Origin of the sequence: Empedobacter sp. UBA5924, from assembly GCF_002431085.1 — a bacterium.
GTDB lineage: Bacteria > Bacteroidota > Bacteroidia > Flavobacteriales > Weeksellaceae > Empedobacter > Empedobacter falsenii_B.
Map to the genome: position 1 here is coordinate 37258 of NZ_DJDM01000022.1, position 19610 is coordinate 56867.

The window sequence follows — 19610 nt, forward strand, 5'->3', positions numbered from 1 at the left end:
ACAATGAACCTTAATATTTTTAGGAAATTTTTTCTTATTTTTGTAAAACTCGTTTAACACTCAACAACTCAAATGTCAGAATTAGATCAACAAGTAAATTATACGGAAGACAATATCAAAACCCTTGATTGGCGCGAACATATTCGCATGCGACCTGGGATGTATATTGGGAAGCTGGGAGATGGTTCGTCTCAAGATGATGGAATTTATATTTTGTTGAAGGAGATTGTAGATAACTGTATCGATGAATTTGTGATGGGTGCAGGAAAAACAATCGAAATTAATCTGCGCGAAGATGAGGTAACGGTTCGTGATTATGGACGTGGAATTCCGCTTGGAAAAATGGTTGACGCCGTTTCTAAGATGAATACAGGTGGTAAATATGATTCACAAGCTTTCAAAAAATCGGTTGGTTTAAATGGTGTTGGTACAAAAGCTGTAAATGCGTTGTCAACATCGTTTCGAGTGCAATCTATTCGAGATGGAAAAACACGTATTGCAGAGTTTGAGCAAGGGATTTTAGCAAATCAAGAAGATGAAAAAGAAACATCTTTACGAAAAGGAACTAAAATTACATTTATCCCAGATAAATCGATTTTCTTGAATTTTAAATTCAGAAAAGAATATGTAGACAAAATGTTGAAAAACTATGTTTACTTAAATCCAGGATTGAAAATTATTTTCAATGGAGAAGAATTCTTTTCGAAAGACGGATTGAAAGATTTATTGAATGATAATATCGAGGAAGAAACAATTTATGATATCATCCATTTGAAAGGAGAAGATATCGAAATTGCGATGACGCACAGCTCGAAATCATATTCGGAAACGTATTATTCTTTTGTGAATGGTCAAAATACAACGCAAGGAGGAACACATTTAACAGCTTTTAAAGAGGCTGTTGTGAAAACTGTTCGCGAATTTTATAATAAAAATTATGATCCTGCGGATATTAGAAAATCAATTATTGGAGCAATTTCGATCAAAGTAATTGAGCCAGTTTTTGAATCGCAAACAAAAACTAAACTTGGTTCGAATGAAATTGGACCAGGAATGACAACGGTTCGCACGTTTGTAAATGATTTTATCAAAACGAATCTTGACAACTTTTTACATAAAAATACAGAAGTTGCGCAAGCATTAGAACGCAAGATTAAACAATCAGAAACGGAACGAAAAGAGCTTTCTGGAATTCGAAAATTAGCGCGTGATCGCGCCAAAAAAGTTAGTTTACATAACAAGAAATTGCGCGATTGTCGTCAACATTATAATGATCCGAAAGCTGAATTACGTTTAGATACAACTATTTTTATTACCGAGGGAGATTCGGCAAGTGGATCGATTACCAAAAGTAGAAGTGTAGAAACGCAAGCGGTTTTTAGTTTGAGAGGAAAACCGTTGAATTCATACGGTTTGACAAAGAAAATTGTTTATGAAAACGAAGAATTTAATCTTTTACAAGCGGCATTAAACATCGAAGAAGGATTAGAAGATTTACGTTACAATAATGTTGTAATTGCAACTGATGCTGACGTCGATGGAATGCACATTCGTTTGTTGATTATTACATTTTTCTTACAATTTTTCCCAGAATTGATCAAAGAGGGACATTTGTATATTTTGCAAACACCACTTTTTCGTGTGAGAAACAAGAAGGAAACACGTTATTGTTATTCTGAACCAGAACGTATAAAAGCGTTGGAAGAAGTTAAAAATCCAGAGATTACACGATTCAAAGGATTAGGTGAAATTTCGCCAGATGAGTTCAAACATTTTATCGGAAAAGATATTCGTTTAGAACCAGTAATGATTGGAAAAGATCAAACCATCGAAAGTCTTTTAGAATTTTACATGGGAAAAAATACACCAACAAGACAAGAATTTATTATTAACAATTTGGCTGTAGAAGCTATTAAAAATTAGAATATTTTATAAAAAACTTACTTTCTATCTAACCTAAACACCTATTTTATAAATATGAAGAAGAATAATAAAAATGTGATACAGCTCTTTAAAATGCTAAATTTCACCATCGTTATTTTAATCATTCTAAACCTTATTATGTATGCTGGTATTTTACCTTACAAGTATCACATAATACCACCTTATGTTGTTGCAATTTTTATAGCGTTGTTTATTTATGTAAGCTATAAAAGTGGAAATCAATTTTTTGCGATAGACACAAAAGGTGAAACCATAACTTTTGAAACGAAGAATGTTGGATTTTTATCCTTCTTAGATTCAAAAACGAACAAAATCGATTTACCGAAGTATAAATTGATCAAATACGATTTTCAGAAAGGAATTCTTTCAAAAAACGTTGTCTTTTATATTAACAGTAAAAAGAATCCTACCAATTTAACAAAAGTCAAATTTCGTTTAGCATTCATTTCTAACCGAAATATTAATATTATTTTGACTGAATTAGACAAAATTGTGGAGTCTAATTGTATGGTCAAAAACAATGTAGAAGTAGCTATTTAACATGATGCAAGACAATCAAGAGAGCATCAAGAAGGTTTCTGGTATGTACCAAGAATGGTTTCTTGACTATGCCTCTTATGTAATTTTAGAACGAGCAATTCCATCTATTTATGATGGGTTGAAACCAGTTCAGCGTAGAATTTTACATTCAATGCGCGAGTTGGAAGACGGACGATATAACAAAGTTGCGAACATTGTAGGAAATACGATGAAATATCACCCGCATGGTGATATGGCGATTTCTGATGCAATGGTTCAAATTGGTCAAAAAGAATTGTTGATCGATATGCAAGGAAACTGGGGAAATATTTACACTGGTGACCGAGCAGCTGCGTCGCGTTATATCGAAGCTCGATTAACTAAATTTGCGTTAGAAGTTGTCTATAATCCAAAAACTACAAAATGGCAACCATCTTATGATGGTCGAAATAAAGAACCAATTGATCTTCCAATCAAATTTCCTTTGCTTTTGGCACAAGGAGTAGAAGGAATTGCAGTTGGTTTGTCAACAAAGATTTTGCCACACAATTTCAATGAGTTAATTGATGCGTCAATTTTACATCTGAAAGGAAAGAAATTTCAAATTTTCCCAGATTTTTTAACTTCTGGATTGGTTGATGTTTCCGATTATAATGATGGATTGCGTGGTGGTAAAGTGCGTATTCGTGCAAAGATTTTGCAAGAAGATAAAACAACGTTAAAAATTACGGAAATTCCTTACGGCACAACGACAGGATCTTTGATTGATTCAGTTTTAAAAGCCAATGATAAAGGTAAAATCAAGATCAAAAAGATTGAAGATAATACAGCGGCTGAAGTTGAGATTTTAATTCATCTTGTTCCAGGAAGTAGTCCAGACAAAACAATTGATGCATTGTATGCATTCACGGATTGCGAGATTTCTATTTCGCCAAATGCGTGTGTGATTAATGAACAAACACCAGAATTTTTAACAGTTTCTGAAATTTTAATTCACAATACAAACAATACAGTTGAATTGTTGAAAAAAGAGTTAGAAATTGAGTTAGATGAACTGCAAGAACAATGGCATTTTTCTTCGTTGGAACGAATTTTTATCGAGAATAGAATTTATCACGATATCGAAGAAGAAGAAACATGGGAAGGTGTAATTTCTGCGATTGATAAAGGGCTGAAGCCACATATTGCGCATTTAATTCGTCCAGTTACGGAAGAAGATATTACGCGTTTAACAGAAATTCGAATCAAACGTATTTCAAAATTTGATTTAGATAAAGCACAACAATTTATTGAATCATTAGAAGATAAAATCGAGAATGTAAAACATCATTTAGCAAATTTGATTGATTATGCGATCGATTATTTCAAAAACCTAAAGACAAAATACGGAAAAGGAAAAGAACGTAAAACAGAAATTAGAACATTTGATACGATTGATGCGACAAAAGTTGCCGTTGCAAATACACGTTTTTATGTGGATAGAAACGAAGGTTTTATCGGAACTTCATTGAAAAAAGACGAGTATTTATTCGAGTGTTCTGATATTGATGATATTGTGGTTTTCAAACATGATGGTTCGATGATTGTGACAAAAGTTGATGCAAAAACTTTTGTTGGAAAAGGAATTATTCATGTTGGAATTTGGCATAAAAATGATAAACGTACCATTTATAACTTGATTTATCGCGATGGTAAAAATGGTCCGGCTTATCAAAAACGTTTTGCTGTAACGGGAATTACTCGCGATAAAGAATATGATTTAACGGCTGGTAATAAAGGTTCGGAAGTGTTGTATTTTTCAGCAAATCCAAATGGAGAAGCCGAAGTTGTATCAATTATTTTAAAAACTCATCAACGAATCAAAAAATTAAAATTTGATATTAATTTTGCTGATTTAGCGATTAAAGGTCGTGCATCAAAAGGAAATTTAGTAACAAAATATCCAATCAAAAAAGTAGAATTGAAAGAGGAAGGAGTTTCGACTTTAGCACCTCGTCAAATTTGGTTTGATACGGATACAAAACGCCTAAATGCAGATGGATTGGGGATTTTATTAGGTTCTTTTAAGGGTGATGATAAAATTTTAACGATTAATAAAAAAGGTGAAGCAAAATTGGTTTCGTTTGATTTGAGTAATCGTTTTGACGAAGATTTAGAAATTATCGAGAAATGGAAACCTTCAAAACCGATTTCTTGCGTGTATTATGATGCAGAAAAAGATCGTTATTTTGTGAAACGTTTCCTTTTAGAAGATACATTTTCTCCACAAACTTTTTATACGTTAGAAGATGGTAAATCATCAATAAAAGTTGTTTCGACAGATTATTTACCAGTTATTGAGTTGATTTTCCCGAAAGTAAAAGGTTTAGAAAAAGAACCAGAAGTGATAAATTTAGAAGAATTTATTACAGTTAAAGGAATTAAAGCGCAAGGAAATCAATTGACGACATATAAATTAAAACAGATTAATGTGTTAGAACCGCTTCCATTCGAAGAACCAGAAGAAGAGGAGGAGTCAGAAGAAGAGCCGCAGCCGACGCTATTTGATGCGATTGAGGAGGATAATAATGAAGAAGAAAATATAGAAGAATAATGGGAGACATCTCTATTGTGGCATTAGTCGTTATTGGATTGAATGTTTTGGTAAGTTGGAAAGGTTTTAACGATTTAGCTTTTTTTGAAAAATATAAATTCCAAGTAGGGTCGATATTATATAATAAGGAATACTATAGAATTTTAAGTTCAGGATTTTTACATGTTGATTTTACTCATTTGTTATTCAATATGTTAACTCTTTACTTTTTTGCGAATCCTGTTATCGGTTTTTTTGCAAGTCCAGAAGGATTTTTATTAGGAGACTTTTCGAATGCTAAACTAAATGTAGGTTACGGAATGTTTCTTTTAGTTTTTTTTGCAGCGGTTATTGGCGGAAATCTTTTGTCTTTGTTGATTCACAAGAAAGAAACTTTTTATTCGGCAGTAGGAGCTTCTGGAGGAGTCACAGGGATTTTATTCGCTGCAATTGCAGCTTTTCCTGAAATGGAATTAAGATTATTTTTTGCTTTACCAATTCCAGCCTGGATTTTCGGAATTTTATATTTAGGATATTCAGTTTATGGAATGAAAACTAATTTAGGGAACATCGGGCATTCAGCGCATTTAGGTGGAGCAATTGTGGGATTATTATCTGCAATATTATTTTATCCAACAATTTTACAAATCAATACATATTATATTTTAGGAATGATTGTTCCATTAATTGTATTGTTTGTGATGATTTTACGAGAACATCGAAAATAAAAAACAAGACAAAAAAAAGCATCAAGTAATCTTGATGCTTTTTTATATGATAATGAAATTATACTATTATTATAATATTCTTTTTACGTATAAGAATTTTGGTCCCCAATATCTATCATTTAAAGAAGATACCATAACGCCCTGAGAAGTAGATGAATGAATAAATTCTAAAACTCCATCTTTATTTCTTCCATGAACAATTCCTACGTGCGAAACTCTACCGCGACCTCTTGTTGCAAAGAAAACCAAATCTCCTTCTTTTGCTTCGTCTGTACTAACTGTAAAACCTTCTCTTGCCTGATCTGCAGATACACGAGGTAAATTTTTATTGAAAGTCTCGAAAACGTTTCTAACAAAGGCAGAACAATCAATACCACTTCTTGTTGTGCCTCCGTATCGGTAAGGTGTACCAATATACGTTTCTGCTTCTTTTAATAAAAATCCTGCAAACAATTCATTCGTTTCTTCTAAAACGCTGTTTAACACAACCATAGATTTCGCTTCGTCGTTAATTTCTATTGGTGTAACATCTAAATTGGCATGTTTATTGATTATTTTAGCTTGAGCTTCAATAGCTCTTGGTTTCGGTACGAAACTTCTCGAAGAATATTCTGTAGCTTCACTAACTGGGGTTAAAGATGAACATGATGTAATAAACATCGTGCAAACCACTGCAGCTACACCTAATATCGATGCTTTCATATATTGAGTATTCGTTTGTATAAATTTTAATAGCACCGCTAAAGTAATTGTTAAAAATATAACTCATTATATATAAGAGATGTTTTGACAAAATATTAACTTCCTTAACATTTTTTAACAAAAATCTATTCAAAAAAACTTTCAAATAAATTTGGAACTACAAAAAATAGTTCTACATTTGCACTCGCTTTTCACAACAAGTGGTTAAGCCGTCATGCGGCCCATTCGTCTAGTGGTTAGGACATCAGGTTTTCATCCTGGAAACAGGAGTTCGATTCTCCTATGGGCTACATAAAAGTGTTTTAGAAAATTATTAAATTAATTTGGCGAGATAAAATATTTGTTTATATCTTTGCCGAACTAAAATAGAAAGAGATTTAAGTTATGGCAAATCATAAGTCAGCATTAAAAAGAATTAGACAATCAGCGGTAAGACGCGATCGTAATAAATATTATCACAAATCAGCTCGTACAGCTATTAAAGCTTTAAGATCTGAGTCTGATAAAAATGAAGCAGAAACAGTTTTTCCAAAAGTTTCTTCAATGATTGATAAGTTAGCAAAAAGAAACATTATTCACAAGAATAAAGCTTCAAACTTAAAATCAAAGTTAGCAAAACATATTGCGGGATTAGCTTAATAAAATAAAAGTGGTCCCTTCGTCTATCGGTTAGGACACTAGATTTTCATTCTAGAAAGAGGGGTTCGATTCCCCTAGGGACTACAAATTAATAGATGGATTGCATTATTGCAATCTTTTTTTTCCTTGTTCATAGTTGTTGATTTTTTAAACAACCAGTAGAATACTGTGTAAAGGAAATTGTTTTTTGTGTTTTGTTTGTAAAGGTTAATCATAATGTTTAGATGATTAATCGGGAATGAAAATGTCGCTGTATAATTCAACTTGGTTCAAATTATTAGAATTATACATCGACTTTTCTACAACTCCCAACACAAAATGACGTTCATTCAAAATAAAGAATATTCGAATTAATTAATTCATATTAAGTGGTCCCTTCGTCTATCGGTTAGGACACTAGATTTTCATTCTAGAAAGAGGGGTTCGATTCCCCTAGGGACTACAATTTGACTTGATTAAAAAAAATAGTATAAAATTTTCGGAAATTGTTTGGTAATAAAAAATAAACGTTTATTTTTGCACCACAATAATACGAAAGGAGGTCCCTTCGTCTATCGGTTAGGACACTAGATTTTCATTCTAGAAAGAGGGGTTCGATTCCCCTAGGGACTACAAAAAAGCATTCAGATTTGGATGCTTTTTTATTTTGAAATAGTTTAGTTTATATTGATTTATTGCGATCAATAAAAAAGCGTTTGAGGAAATAAACTTCAAACGCTTTTTGCTTTTATACAGATTCATTTTATAGCTTTGGAATCGCTTCTATCAATTCTTTGGTATAGTTTGTTGTCGGATGCGCATAAACCTTGTCCGCATCGTCCAATTCTTTCATTTCTCCGTGTTGCATCACCAATAATTGATCACTCATATATTTTACAACCGCCAAATCGTGCGAGATAAATATATAGGTAAAACCAAATTCGGTTTTCAAATCATTTAATAAATTCAAAACTTGCGCCTGAACAGAAACATCCAACGCAGAAACAGATTCATCACAAATGATAAATTTAGGATTTAAAGCCAAAGCACGAGCAATCCCGATACGTTGACGTTGTCCACCAGAAAATTCGTGCGGATATTTGTTCAAATCTTGATCTGATAAACCTACTTTTTGCAAAAGAGATGAAGCCGTTTGTAATCGTTCCGATTTATTCTGACCAATTTTATGCACTTGCATTGGCTCCGTAATAATTTGCGCAACGGTTTGTCGGGGATTCAAACTTGAATATGGATCTTGAAAAATAATCTGAATTTCTCTTCTTAATTTACGAATTTCCTCTTTTTTCAGTTTCGTAATATCTATACCATTATAATAAATTTCGCCAGCAGTTGGCTTTTCTAATAACAAAACCGTTCTACTCAAGGTTGTTTTTCCAGAACCCGATTCGCCAACCAAGCCCATTGTTTCGCCTGGATAAACTTTGAACGAAATATCATCGACAGCTTTTACATTCGGGATGGTTGCATTTCCAAATAAAGTTGATGGATAGAAATATTTCTTCAAATTCTTAACCTCTAAAATTGGAGGATTTGCATAAATTTTTTCGTGAAAAGCTTCGCGTTCTTCTTCTGTATAGATCTCAGTTTCGAAATTTGGATTTTCTAAGAAGTCTTTTACCGTAGGTAAACGTTTCGCGCGTTCATCCAGTCGAGGTCGACAAGCAATTAATCCTTTTGTATAATTTTCTTTCGGATGATTAAAAATTGTTTCTACATTTCCTTGTTCCACAACATCACCACGAAACATCACCAAAACTTCTTCACAAACATTCGCAATCACGCCCAAATCGTGAGAAATAAACAACATGCTCATGTTATTTTTTTCTTGTAATTCTTTCAACAAATCTAACGTCGCTTTTTGTACCGTAACGTCCAAAGCAGTTGTTGGTTCATCTGCAATCAATAATTTTGGTTCGCAAGAAATCGCCATTGCAATCATTACACGTTGCTTTTGACCACCAGATAATTCGTGTGGATAAGCTTTATAAATACGTTCGGGATTTGGTAATTTCACTTGTTCAAAAAGATGAAGAACTTTCTTTTTAGCTTCTTCTTTCGATAAATTTTGATGCAAACGAATCGCTTCCTCCACTTGTTCTCCGCAACGCAAACTTGGATTTAGAGAAGTCATCGGTTCTTGAAAAATCATTCCGATTTCATTTCCTCTTATTTCTTCCAGTTCTTTAGGTGAAAGTTTAAGCAAATCTATCATTTTATCATCTTGACGAAAAAGAATTTCACTTTCGGGATGAATTATCGCATTAGGAGACAATAAACCCATAATAGCTAATGAAGTTAACGACTTTCCAGATCCAGATTCTCCAACAATTCCTAATGTATCACCTTGTTCTACTTTGAAATTGATGTTATTCAGAACTTGTTTATCTCCAAAAGAAATTGATAAATTTTTGACCTCGATAATATAATGTAAATCTTGCTTTTGCATGGCAAATTGTTGCTTGGTAAATGAAGTGGAAATTTAGTGATTTTTTAGTCATTTTCTCGAATCAATAATTTCTAAGATTTTGTATTTATAAATTTTGTAATTTTGCTACGAATCAAAACGTTGTGATTTTTAATTTTTTTTATTAATTTAGATGTATTGATTTACTGACTTATAAAAACTTATAACAAGTCAGTCTTTTAAATTCGAAGAATGGATACATACTCCCAGATTTCGACATTGTTTTTAGTCGCTAATCACAATGTCGCCGATGAAATTTCTGTAGCAAAACTTTTGCTTACAATTTTCCTTGTTTTATTAAATGGTTTTTTCGTTGCAGCCGAGTTTGCAATTGTAAAAGTACGTTCGTCACAAATTGAAGTTAATCAAGATATTAACGAAAGAACTTCAAATGCTGCAAAACGAATCGTTAATCATTTAGATTCTTATCTTGCCGCAACACAGTTAGGTATTACATTAGCTTCGCTTGGTCTTGGTTGGGTTGGAGAAAGCTCTTTAACGCCTGTAATCGTAAAACTTTTTGAAGTAGTTGGTTTAACTTCTCCTTCTTGGACAGCGATTGCGCATAATGTTGCGTTTCCAGCAGCTTTCGTTATCATTACCATTTTGCACATTGTTTTTGGTGAATTAGCACCGAAATCTATCGCAATTCAGTATCCAACAAAAACTACTTTTACAGTAGCTTGGCCACTTCGTGCATTTTATTTTGTTTTCAAACCGCTTATTGTGTTAATGAATGGTTTTGCAACTGTTATTTTGCGTGCGGTTGGAATTCATCCTATTCATGGAGGTGAAATTCACACAGAAGAAGAGTTGAAAATGATTATTACAGAAAGTTCTGAAGGTGGAGCAATTGAGGAATCTGAACGTAATTTAATTCAAAATGTGTTTGAGTTTGATGATCGTCGTGTGATGAATATTCAAACTTTACGAAAAAATGTTTCTGCAATTAATATTAATACTTCTGTAAAAGATGCATTAGATTATGCGATTAACGAAGGTTATTCGCGTTATCCAGTTTACGAAGAAGAATTTGATAATATAAAAGGTGTCATATACGCAAAAGATTTAATCAAGCAATTGTTAGAAAATCCAAATCAAACTGAAATTGAAGGATTGTTGCGTGAGCCAATTTTTATTTCAGAAAATGCGTTGATTAAAAATGTAATGAAACAATTTCAGAAAAAACATATGCAAATTGCAATTGTAACAAATGAAGTTGGTGAAGTTGCAGGGATTGTTTCGATGGAAGATATTTTGGAGGAATTGGTTGGAGAAATTCAAGACGAATATGATAACGAAGATCCAATTGTTTCTCGTGTTTCTGAAGGCGTTTATAATATAAACGCACACAATGCGATTAGCGATATTAATCGTTTAGTGCCGTTTAGATTTGAAGAAAGCGAACATTATGATACGTTGGCTGGTTTGATTTCTGAATGTTATCCTGATAAGGAATTAACGGAAGGAGATTTGATTGATTTGGAAGAATATACAGGAACAATTATCAAAATGTACCGAAATTCTGTTGAGCAAGTACAATTGAAAGTGAAAGATGAATTGATTGAAAACTTCCGGGATGAACCAGATTCTGCAGAAGATGATGAAAATTAATCATTAAAAAATATAGAATAAAAAATCCGCTCATTAGCGGATTTTTTCGTTTTTATAAATCTTCTTTTCGTTGTAAAGGTTGATCGTAGCGCATTTTTCGGAAAACATTAATCAAGGTTACAACATCTTTTTCACAATAATCTTTGATGCGTTCTACATTGTTTTCATCGTAATAAACTCGTGCAACTTGTGAACCATCGATATCATCTTTTGGTGTTGGAATTTCGAAAACATTTGCCAATAAATCTAACGATGTAAAGTTCTTGTAATCGCCAAATTTCCATAATTCCATTGTATCCAAATGCTGAACTTCCCATGGCTTTTTACCAAATAATTGCAAAATAGCTGGAATTTCAATTTGATTAATCATCATTCGGCGAGCTATATACGGAAAATCAAACTCTTTTCCGTTGTGTGCACATAAAATATGATCAGGCTTGAAAAAATTTTCAATCAACATTGAATTAAAATCTTCTAACAATTTCTTTTCGTCGTGACCATAAAAACTTTTGATATGAATAAAAGAATCTTTAACTACAATTCCGACTGAAATGCATACAATTTTTCCAAATTCAGCCATAATTCCAGCACGTTCGTGGTAAAATTCTTCAGGAGAAATTTCATTATTATTGCGTTGATAAGCTGTTTTCTTTTCCCAAAGAGCTTGTGTTCTTTCAGACAAAAGATTCCAATCATCGGTTTGTGGAACCGTTTCGATATCTAAAAATAATATTTTACTGTAAGGAATTCGTTGGATCATTTTCTTTCACTTTTTGATTAATTCTCATTGCTTCGTCTACCAATCGGTAAACATCGCCATCTGCAATTGGATGATTGTTTGGTTGATCATTATGCGTTTTTCCAGTTCGAACAATAACTAATTTTTCTGAAGGAATTACAATGATACGTTGTCCCAAATGTCCTAACATTGCATAAAAAGGCGTTTTGTAATTGTAATCCATCCAAACTGAATAACCATAAATTTGTGACTCATTTGGTCCGAATGCTTTTTTGTTTGGTAAAACCATTTTCTGAACAAATACTGAATCTAAAATTTGTTTTCCGTACCAATTTCCATCATTCAATAATAATTGTCCAAGTTTGGCAAAATCTCGCGCTGTTGCATTGAAGCAACAATAGGTTTTCTCCATTCCTTTCGGATTATCTTTCGACCATTGTGCATCTAATTCCATACCCATTGGTTGCCAAAATTCTTCTTGAAAATATTGTGATAACGATTTATTTTTTAACGCGCGTTCAATCACAATTCCTAATAATTGCGTGTCACTCGATTGATATTTGAAATGTCCACCAGGTTGAGAAACAAATTTTCGAGCTAACATTTGTTTAACTATATCATCGCCATAATATGCTTTTGCAGTAGGATTTAGAGGAAAATAATAATCTTCGTCCCAATCATAACCAGAAGTCATCGCAGATAAATCACCAACGGTGCATTCAGCTCCAAATTTATCGTTTTTAAATTCGGGAATAAAATCTGTTATTTTTTGATCTAAACCTTTGATATAACCTTGTTCAATCGCTTTTCCTAACATCATTGTCGTGAATGTTTTCGCCATCGAAAAAGAATTGGTAATATCATTTTGCGCATATCCATTGAAATAATATTCGCTCAAAATTTGATTATCTTTTATAATAACTAACCCAGCAGTTCCGAAATCGTTCATCTCCTTTTCGAAATTAGCTGACAACGGAAATTGATTATAATCTAAATGTTGATGCCAAACTCGCGGTGCATCTGCCAAAATTACATTGTTATCAAAATCTTTGTAATCGTTGATATTTGCAGTGCTTTCACCTTTCATATAGGTTAATTTTACGCCACGAAAAATGTAGTCATTCCCTGTTGCATAAAGAATTAGGATTAATACACAAATGATTACGATGAACCATTTTATTATTTTCCAAAGTATTTTCATTTCAAAAATTTAGAATCTTTTACTAAAATAAGCTTTTACTATTAAATAATGTTAAAATTCTATCATTTCGGAATCATATTTGTTGAGTTATTGTGTATCTTTATACAAGAAAATTAAATCTAAAAAATAAATATTATGGCTTTTGAATTAGCAAAATTACCTTATGCATTTGATGCATTAGAACCTCATATTGACGCAAAAACAATGGAAATTCACCATGATAAACACCATGCTGCGTACACAAATAATTTGAATGCTGCTATTGAAGGAACTGATTTAGCAAACGCTACAATCGAAGAAATTTTAGCAAAAGGAACTGACAAACCTGCTGTTCGTAACAATGGTGGAGGTTTCTATAATCACAATTTATTCTGGGAAATTTTAACTCCAGGTGGTGCTAATCAACCAACTGCAGAAGTTGCTGATGCAATTAACGCTGCTTTTGGATCTTTTGAAGCTTTCAAAGATGAGTTTTCTAAAGCTGCTGCAACACGCTTTGGTTCTGGATGGGCTTGGTTAATCGTAAAAGATGGAAAATTAGTTGTTACATCAACTCCAAATCAAGATTCTACTTTGATGCCGGTTGCTGATGTACAAGGATTTCCAGTTTTAGGATTAGATGTTTGGGAACATGCTTATTACTTAAACTACCAAAACCGTCGTCCTGATTATATTGAGGCTTTCTTCTCTGTAATTAACTGGGATAAAGTTGCGGAAAGATATGCATCTGCAAAATAATAAGGTTTAAAAAAATTAAACAATACAAGACTTGTGTAGAAATACGCAAGTCTTTTTTTATCTTTGAACTATGGGAATAATTATTTTAGAAAATATAAAAATATATTCGAATCACGGATGTTTAGATGAAGAAGCACGTATTGGTTCTGATTATTTGGTTGATTTGGAAGCGCATGCAGACTTTACGAAAGCAACAGAATCGGATGAATTGATAGATGCTTTGGATTATGTTTCGTTAAATAAAATTGTGAAGGAAGAAGTAGGTATTCGTTCAAAACTTTTGGAACATGTTTGTAAAAGAGTCTTAGATCGTATAGGTCAAGAACTTACGAATGTCACGTATGCAAAAGTAAAATTATCTAAGCTGAATCCTCCTATTGGTGGGCATGTAGAAAAAGTGAGTGTTATTTTAGAAAAATCGTATTAAACTTTTTTTTTCTGAAATTATTGCTATATTTGCAATCCAAAACAACGGGAATGGTTCCTTGACCGAGAGGCTAGGTAGCGGTCTGCAAAACCGTCCACAGCGGTTCGAATCCGCTAGGAACCTCAAAAAGCACTAATCAATTTGATTAGTGCTTTTTTTATTTTCGTCCATTTATTTTTCCACAAAAAAACCTCACAATAGGTATCGAAAAGCTTTTAAATCTATCAACTATTAACTGCTTTTGATAGTTATTATCTTATGCAATATTGTGAAAACAACAATATTATATATAAGGATGATTTTAGTTGTTTTGAAGTCTGTTTGATTTTTATATTAAGTCATTTTGTAAGAAGCATAAAAATTTATTTTTTACAATTTTTTTCATCTTCTGAAAATCAGGTTGTGCGTTTTAGTACAATTATTATGTTAAAAATAGTTAAAACGTCATGTTTAAAATTTTACTTAATTATTCCATTAAATAATAAACAAAATCATTCATTATTTATGTTAAGTAAATTCTAATTAAAATTGAATGAAAGTTAAAATAATCTCGAAGTTAAAGATGTCAAATATCATTGTAGCATCAATTTATATTAAACATGAGAAAAAAATTAACTTCATTAAGCTTATTCGCTTTTCTTGGTTTTGCTGCATTTTCGTATGGGCAAACGAAAGGAATTATAAATGATGGCAATGGTTTTCCAGAAGCAGATGTGCAAATTAGAATCAAAGGTTCAGACAAAGTAGCTTACACAGATGAAAATGGAGAATTTGATATTGATGCTAAAATTGGTGATATTTTAATCATTAATGGAAAAGATTATGTTGTTTCGAGCAATCATTTAGGTGTTATTAAATTACAGTCTAATACTACTGTAGATCTTGCAGAAACGGTTGTAACCGCTTTTGGTGTACAGAAAAAGGAAACTGTAGTTGGTTCTGTGGGAACTATAAAAGCTGAAGATATAGAAAACAGACCTTTATCTAATGTGGCAAAAGCTTTAGATGGTGCTGTAGCTGGCGTACAAGTTTCAACTGGTTCTGGTCAGCCTGGTTCTGGATTGGAAGTGCAAGTTCGAGGAGTAGGTTCTTATAACTTATCTAGTTCGCCATTGTATGTTGTAGACGGGGTTATCTACACAGGAAGTTTACAAGATTTGAATCCAAATGATATCGAATCATTGACCGTTTTAAAAGATGCTGCTTCAACTTCTTTATATGGAGCATCAGCTGCAAATGGAGTTGTTATGGTGACAACAAAAAAAGGTAAAAAAGGTAAAGGATCTTTTAGATTATCTTCAAATACAGGAGTTGTAACGAGAGCTATACCAGAATATTCGAGAGTTGGAGCAGGAGATTATTATGTTGCTACTTGGGAATCTATGCGAAATGGCTATTTAGCTTCAAATTCTTCTGCAACATTAGCACAAGCGAATGCTTATGCTTCAACGAATTTAATTACAAATAATCTTAAAAATAATATTTACGGAGTTGCCGATAATCAAGTTGTTGTAGATGGAGTTTTAACTTCATCTGATGCTTTATACAATGATTTTGATTGGCAAGATTATATCTCTCGTGTAGGGTCTTTTCAAAAGTATGATATAGATTATTCGGGTGGTGATGAGAAGACAACATATTTTGCAGGTTTTGGTTATAATAAAGAATCTGGTTATGTGATAAAATCTGATTTCGAACGTTATAATGCACGTGTAAATGTAGATTCTCAAGTTACAGATTGGTTAAAATTAGGAACTAATTTATCAGGAAGTTTAATTAAATCGAATCAAGCTGATTCTAGTGGAGGTTCTTCTTATATCAATCCATTTTATTTTACACGAGCAATGGGGCCAATTTATTCGCCTTATTTGTATGATGCAAATGGACAACGTGTTTATGATACAGAAGGAAATCCTGTTTATGATGGAAACGAATCTCGTGGTAGAGGTTCTAGTGCAAGTTCTGGACGAAATGTGTTGCAAGAAACTTTGTTGAATAATCAATATCAAGATTCTAATTCTATTAATTCAAGATTTAATGCAGAGATTAAACTTGCAAAAGGTTTAACATTTACTTCAAACTTATCATATGATGTAAGAAATTACAAATACAAAGAATATGGTAATAAAGAAATTGGAGATGCGTCTGGTACTGCTGCTTTAGAAATTACGGAATATAAGTATACAGGTACAACATTCAATCAAATCTTAAATTATAGAAAATCATTCGGTTTACACAACTTCGATGCAATCTTAGGTCACGAAAGTTTTGAGAGAAAAACTGATTATTCTAATATTCGTAAAACTGGAGAAACTGTTTCTGGTATTTATGAACTAGTCAATTTCTTGAATACAACAAGTGCAACGGTGTACAATTACATCATTAGAAAAGAAGGATATTTTGCACGCGTTAACTATGATTATGCAAGCAAATATTTGTTGTCTGCTTCTGCTCGTTTAGATAAGTCATCTCGTTTTTCGGATGAAAATAATCAAGGTATTTTCTGGTCTGTAGGTGGTGGATGGAATATCCACAAAGAAGATTTCTTAAAAGATTCATCAGTTATTAATGAATTAAAATTACGTGCTTCTTATGGACAAGTTGGGAATGATGGCGGAATTGGCGAAGAACCAGGTTATGAGGTCGATTTAGATTTATATTCTTTGGGATATAACAATGGGACAGAATCGGGAGTCTTACTTGGTCAAGTTGGTAATTCTAACTTAACATGGGAATCTAAAAATTCGTTTGATGTAGGATTAGATTTTGCATTGTTCAGAAATAGAATTTCAGGATCATTAGAATATTATTTACAAGATGTAAAAGATATGATTTTCGCTGTTCCTGTGCCAAATTCTGCTGGAGTTCCAGGAAATTCTATTTATCAAAATATTGGTAAAATGAGAAATCAAGGAATCGAGCTTTCATTAAACTTTGGGATTGTTAGAAATGATAAATTCTCATGGGATTTAGGTCTGATTGCTGCTCATAACGAAAACGAAATGTTGAAAATGGCTAATGGAAAAGATGATGCAATTATCAATGGAACAAAACGTATTGCAGAAGGTCATTCTTTGTATGATTTCTGGTTGCGTCAATGGTATGGTGTAGACTCTTCGGATGGAGCAGCTTTGTATGTTCAAGATCCAACAAAAGCAGACGATTCTAATACACGTACAGTTAACGGAACTAAAGTAACTACTAATTATGCGAATGCATTGTATGATTATTCAGGATCATCATTACCAGATGTTTATGGTAGTATTACAAATAATTTCAGAGTTGGAAATTTTGATGCTTCAATTATGTTGAATTATCAATTAGGAGGAAAAACATATGATAGTAATTATGCGTTATTAATGAGTTCTTATCCACAAGGACAAGCAATTAGTACAGATATGTTATCAGCTTGGAAAAGTCCAGGAGATGTTACAAATGTGCCAATTATGAGTACTGCGAATACAACAAATGCTTCTGCTGCTTCGTCAAGATGGTTGGTTAGTTCAGATTATTTAACAATCAAAACAGTACAATTAGGTTACAATTTCGATAAACGAGCAATTGAAGGAATTGGTTTAAGCAATTTGAGAGTTTATGTTTCTGGTGAGAATTTATATTCTTGGACCGCAAGACAAGGTTTAGAACCAGCGCAGTCATTCAACGGTACAACAACTTATCGTTACACTCCGTCTCGAACAGTAAGTTTAGGACTAAATGTTTCTTTCTAAAAAAATGAATTTACAATGAAAAAGATAAAATTATTACTAGTAGTTATTGGATTATCATCATTTTCGTTATCATCATGTAATGATGATTATTTAGATGTTGTTCCGACATCCTCAGTAAGTGATCAAACAATTTATTCTACAGCAGATAACTTAATGGCTGCAATAAATGGAATGCATAGAAATATGTATGTTAGACAAAATGAATCTCAAGGTAATAATGGTTATACAGCACAACTGATTATTACAGATGTAATGGGAGAAGATGTTGTATTTCCTTCTACTGGAAATGGCTGGTTTGTAAGTGAATTAAGATGGATTTCTCAAAGCAACAATTCTTCTACAACTTCATCTTATCCTTGGACATTTTGGTACGAAATGATCAAAAATGCTAATAACATTATTACATACGGAGATGATGCATCGGGAGATCAGGATATAAAAGATCAAGCTATTGGAGAAGCCTATGCTTACCGTGCATTTGGATATTTTCAATTAGTTCAGTTGTATGGTAAAAGATATGTAGCAGGTGCCGCAAATTCTGATTTAGGAGTTGTTTTAAGAGATGATCCAAAAGATGTTGATCCAAAAACGCGTGCAACTGTACAAGAAGTTTATACTGAAATTTGGAATGATTTAGCCAAAGCAGAAACTTATTTAACACGAAAAAAAGCGTCTAATGCTTCACATTTTTCGATCGAAAATGTAAAAGGTATTATGGCAAGAGTTGCTTTGGTTCAGCAAGATTATGCAAAAGCTGCTGAATATGCTAACGAGGTAAAATCACAATTTTCGTTAATGTCACAAACGCAATACAAAGCTGGGTTTAATGATTATTCAAATCCAGAATGGATGTGGGGCGTAACAATTCAAGAAGATCAATCCGACTATTTCGGAAATTTCCATGCTTATATGTCTCGAAATTACAATTCATCTCAAATTCGTACTGCTCCAAAAGTGATGAATACCAATTTGTACAATGCTTTTCCAACAACAGATGTTCGTACGCAAGTTGTGGATCCGACAGGAAAGCATACAAGTTTAGATTTACCGTCTAACTATTCACTATTTGCATATACATCTCAAAAATTTTTAGCACAAAGTACATCAAGTTCTTTAGGAGATGTACCGTTTATGCGTGTGGCAGAAATGTATTTGATAGAAGCAGAAGCGTTATATAAATTAGGAAAAGAAACAGAATCTAAAGCAGTATTAACAACTTTAGAAAAAGCAAGGGATACATCTTTCACAGGATTTACAACTTCTGGGGATGCATATTATCAACAGATTTTACTGAATAGACGAATCGAATTATGGGGAGAAGGATTTAGATTCTTCGATTTAAAACGATTAGGTCAAAAATTAGATCGTACAGGAGCAAATCACAATGCAACTGTTATTAACAACGTTTATACAATAGAGCCAACAGATTTAAAATGGCAATGGATAATTCCTGTCGCTGAAATCAATTCGAATCCGTTGTGTGAACAGAATCCATCGTGATAACATTTTTTATATATATCTTCTCCTCATAGAGAAATATAACATTTTTAGAGGTTTTCCATTTGGAAAGCCTCGATTTTATTTAAAAAAAAATT

Annotated in this window: 14 protein-coding genes and 5 tRNA genes; 15 read left to right on the forward strand and 4 right to left on the reverse strand. The window is 32.6% G+C overall.

Annotated elements, in window-relative coordinates:
• The first annotated feature begins 72 nt into the window (after nt 1-72).
• From B3792_RS05395 to B3792_RS05410, 4 genes are read left to right on the forward strand one after another with little or no spacing between them, the layout of a single operon-like run.
• Nucleotides 73-1923, forward strand: a complete 1851-nt coding sequence (locus B3792_RS05395; protein WP_125348938.1) for a DNA topoisomerase IV subunit B — start codon at nt 73-75, stop codon at nt 1921-1923.
• A gap of 54 nt (nt 1924-1977) precedes the next feature.
• Nucleotides 1978-2484: a hypothetical protein gene (locus B3792_RS05400; RefSeq protein ID WP_125348939.1), complete on the forward strand. Its 507-nt coding sequence runs from the start codon at nt 1978-1980 to the stop codon at nt 2482-2484.
• A gap of 4 nt (nt 2485-2488) precedes the next feature.
• Complete coding sequence (locus B3792_RS05405; protein WP_219034066.1) at nt 2489-5056, forward strand: DNA gyrase/topoisomerase IV subunit A; 2568 nt, start codon at nt 2489-2491, stop codon at nt 5054-5056.
• Nucleotides 5056-5763: a rhomboid family intramembrane serine protease gene (locus B3792_RS05410; protein WP_291069063.1), complete on the forward strand. Its 708-nt coding sequence runs from the start codon at nt 5056-5058 to the stop codon at nt 5761-5763. The genes B3792_RS05405 and B3792_RS05410 overlap by 1 nt, the downstream gene beginning before the upstream one ends.
• A 69-nt stretch (nt 5764-5832) precedes the next feature.
• On the opposite strand, the gene B3792_RS05415 is transcribed toward B3792_RS05410, so the two are convergent.
• On the reverse strand, nt 5833-6465 hold the full coding sequence (locus B3792_RS05415; RefSeq protein WP_038334971.1) for a C40 family peptidase: 633 nt from the start codon (nt 6463-6465) through the stop codon (nt 5833-5835).
• Nucleotides 6466-6683: 218 nt separating this feature from the next.
• Here B3792_RS05415 and B3792_RS05420 point away from each other — a divergent pair.
• The 5 genes from B3792_RS05420 to B3792_RS05440 all read left to right on the forward strand — a co-directional run bounded on the left by B3792_RS05420 (nt 6684) and on the right by B3792_RS05440 (nt 7716).
• Nucleotides 6684-6755, forward strand: a tRNA-Glu gene (locus B3792_RS05420).
• A gap of 94 nt (nt 6756-6849) precedes the next feature.
• Complete coding sequence (gene rpsT, locus B3792_RS05425) at nt 6850-7104, forward strand: 30S ribosomal protein S20 (protein WP_038334974.1); 255 nt, start codon at nt 6850-6852, stop codon at nt 7102-7104.
• 12 nt (nt 7105-7116) lie between these two features.
• Nucleotides 7117-7188, forward strand: a tRNA-Glu gene (locus B3792_RS05430).
• Between the two features lie 286 nt (nt 7189-7474).
• Nucleotides 7475-7546 (forward strand) — tRNA-Glu (locus B3792_RS05435).
• A 98-nt stretch (nt 7547-7644) separates the two neighbouring features.
• Nucleotides 7645-7716: transfer RNA gene (locus B3792_RS05440), tRNA-Glu, on the forward strand.
• Between the two features lie 130 nt (nt 7717-7846).
• On the opposite strand, the gene B3792_RS05445 is transcribed toward B3792_RS05440, so the two are convergent.
• Nucleotides 7847-9583, reverse strand: a complete 1737-nt coding sequence (locus B3792_RS05445; RefSeq protein WP_262487867.1) for an ABC transporter ATP-binding protein — start codon at nt 9581-9583, stop codon at nt 7847-7849.
• A 177-nt stretch (nt 9584-9760) separates the two neighbouring features.
• Here B3792_RS05445 and B3792_RS05450 point away from each other — a divergent pair, with 177 nt between their 5' ends.
• Nucleotides 9761-11182 (forward strand): hemolysin family protein, encoded by a 1422-nt coding sequence (locus B3792_RS05450; protein WP_038334979.1) that lies wholly within the window; start codon nt 9761-9763, stop codon nt 11180-11182.
• Nucleotides 11183-11234: 52 nt separating this feature from the next.
• Here the strand turns inward: B3792_RS05450 and B3792_RS05455 are convergent, their stop codons facing one another.
• Both B3792_RS05455 and B3792_RS05460 read right to left on the reverse strand, forming a co-directional pair.
• Complete coding sequence (locus B3792_RS05455) at nt 11235-11942, reverse strand: 3'-5' exonuclease (protein WP_038334981.1); 708 nt, start codon at nt 11940-11942, stop codon at nt 11235-11237.
• Nucleotides 11917-13122 (reverse strand): serine hydrolase domain-containing protein, encoded by a 1206-nt coding sequence (locus tag B3792_RS05460; protein WP_219034028.1) that lies wholly within the window; start codon nt 13120-13122, stop codon nt 11917-11919. The genes B3792_RS05455 and B3792_RS05460 overlap by 26 nt, the downstream gene beginning before the upstream one ends.
• Before the next feature lie 135 nt (nt 13123-13257).
• Between B3792_RS05460 and B3792_RS05465 the strand changes: the two genes are divergently transcribed.
• The 5 genes from B3792_RS05465 to B3792_RS05485 all read left to right on the forward strand — a co-directional run bounded on the left by B3792_RS05465 (nt 13258) and on the right by B3792_RS05485 (nt 19515).
• Nucleotides 13258-13860, forward strand: coding sequence for a superoxide dismutase (locus B3792_RS05465; RefSeq protein ID WP_219034029.1), 603 nt, complete (start codon nt 13258-13260; stop codon nt 13858-13860).
• 70 nt (nt 13861-13930) lie between these two features.
• A complete protein-coding gene (gene folB / locus B3792_RS05470) occupies nt 13931-14287 on the forward strand; it encodes a dihydroneopterin aldolase (RefSeq protein ID WP_219034030.1) in 357 nt (118 codons plus the stop codon).
• Between the two features lie 52 nt (nt 14288-14339).
• A tRNA-Cys gene (locus B3792_RS05475) sits at nt 14340-14410 on the forward strand.
• A 476-nt stretch (nt 14411-14886) separates the two neighbouring features.
• The gene (locus B3792_RS05480) at nt 14887-18015 is read left to right on the forward strand and encodes a SusC/RagA family TonB-linked outer membrane protein (RefSeq protein WP_291069065.1); all 3129 of its coding nucleotides are present in this window, start codon (nt 14887-14889) and stop codon (nt 18013-18015) included.
• Between the two features lie 15 nt (nt 18016-18030).
• The gene (locus B3792_RS05485) at nt 18031-19515 is read left to right on the forward strand and encodes a RagB/SusD family nutrient uptake outer membrane protein (protein WP_291069068.1); all 1485 of its coding nucleotides are present in this window, start codon (nt 18031-18033) and stop codon (nt 19513-19515) included.
• Nucleotides 19516-19610 lie beyond the last annotated feature (95 nt).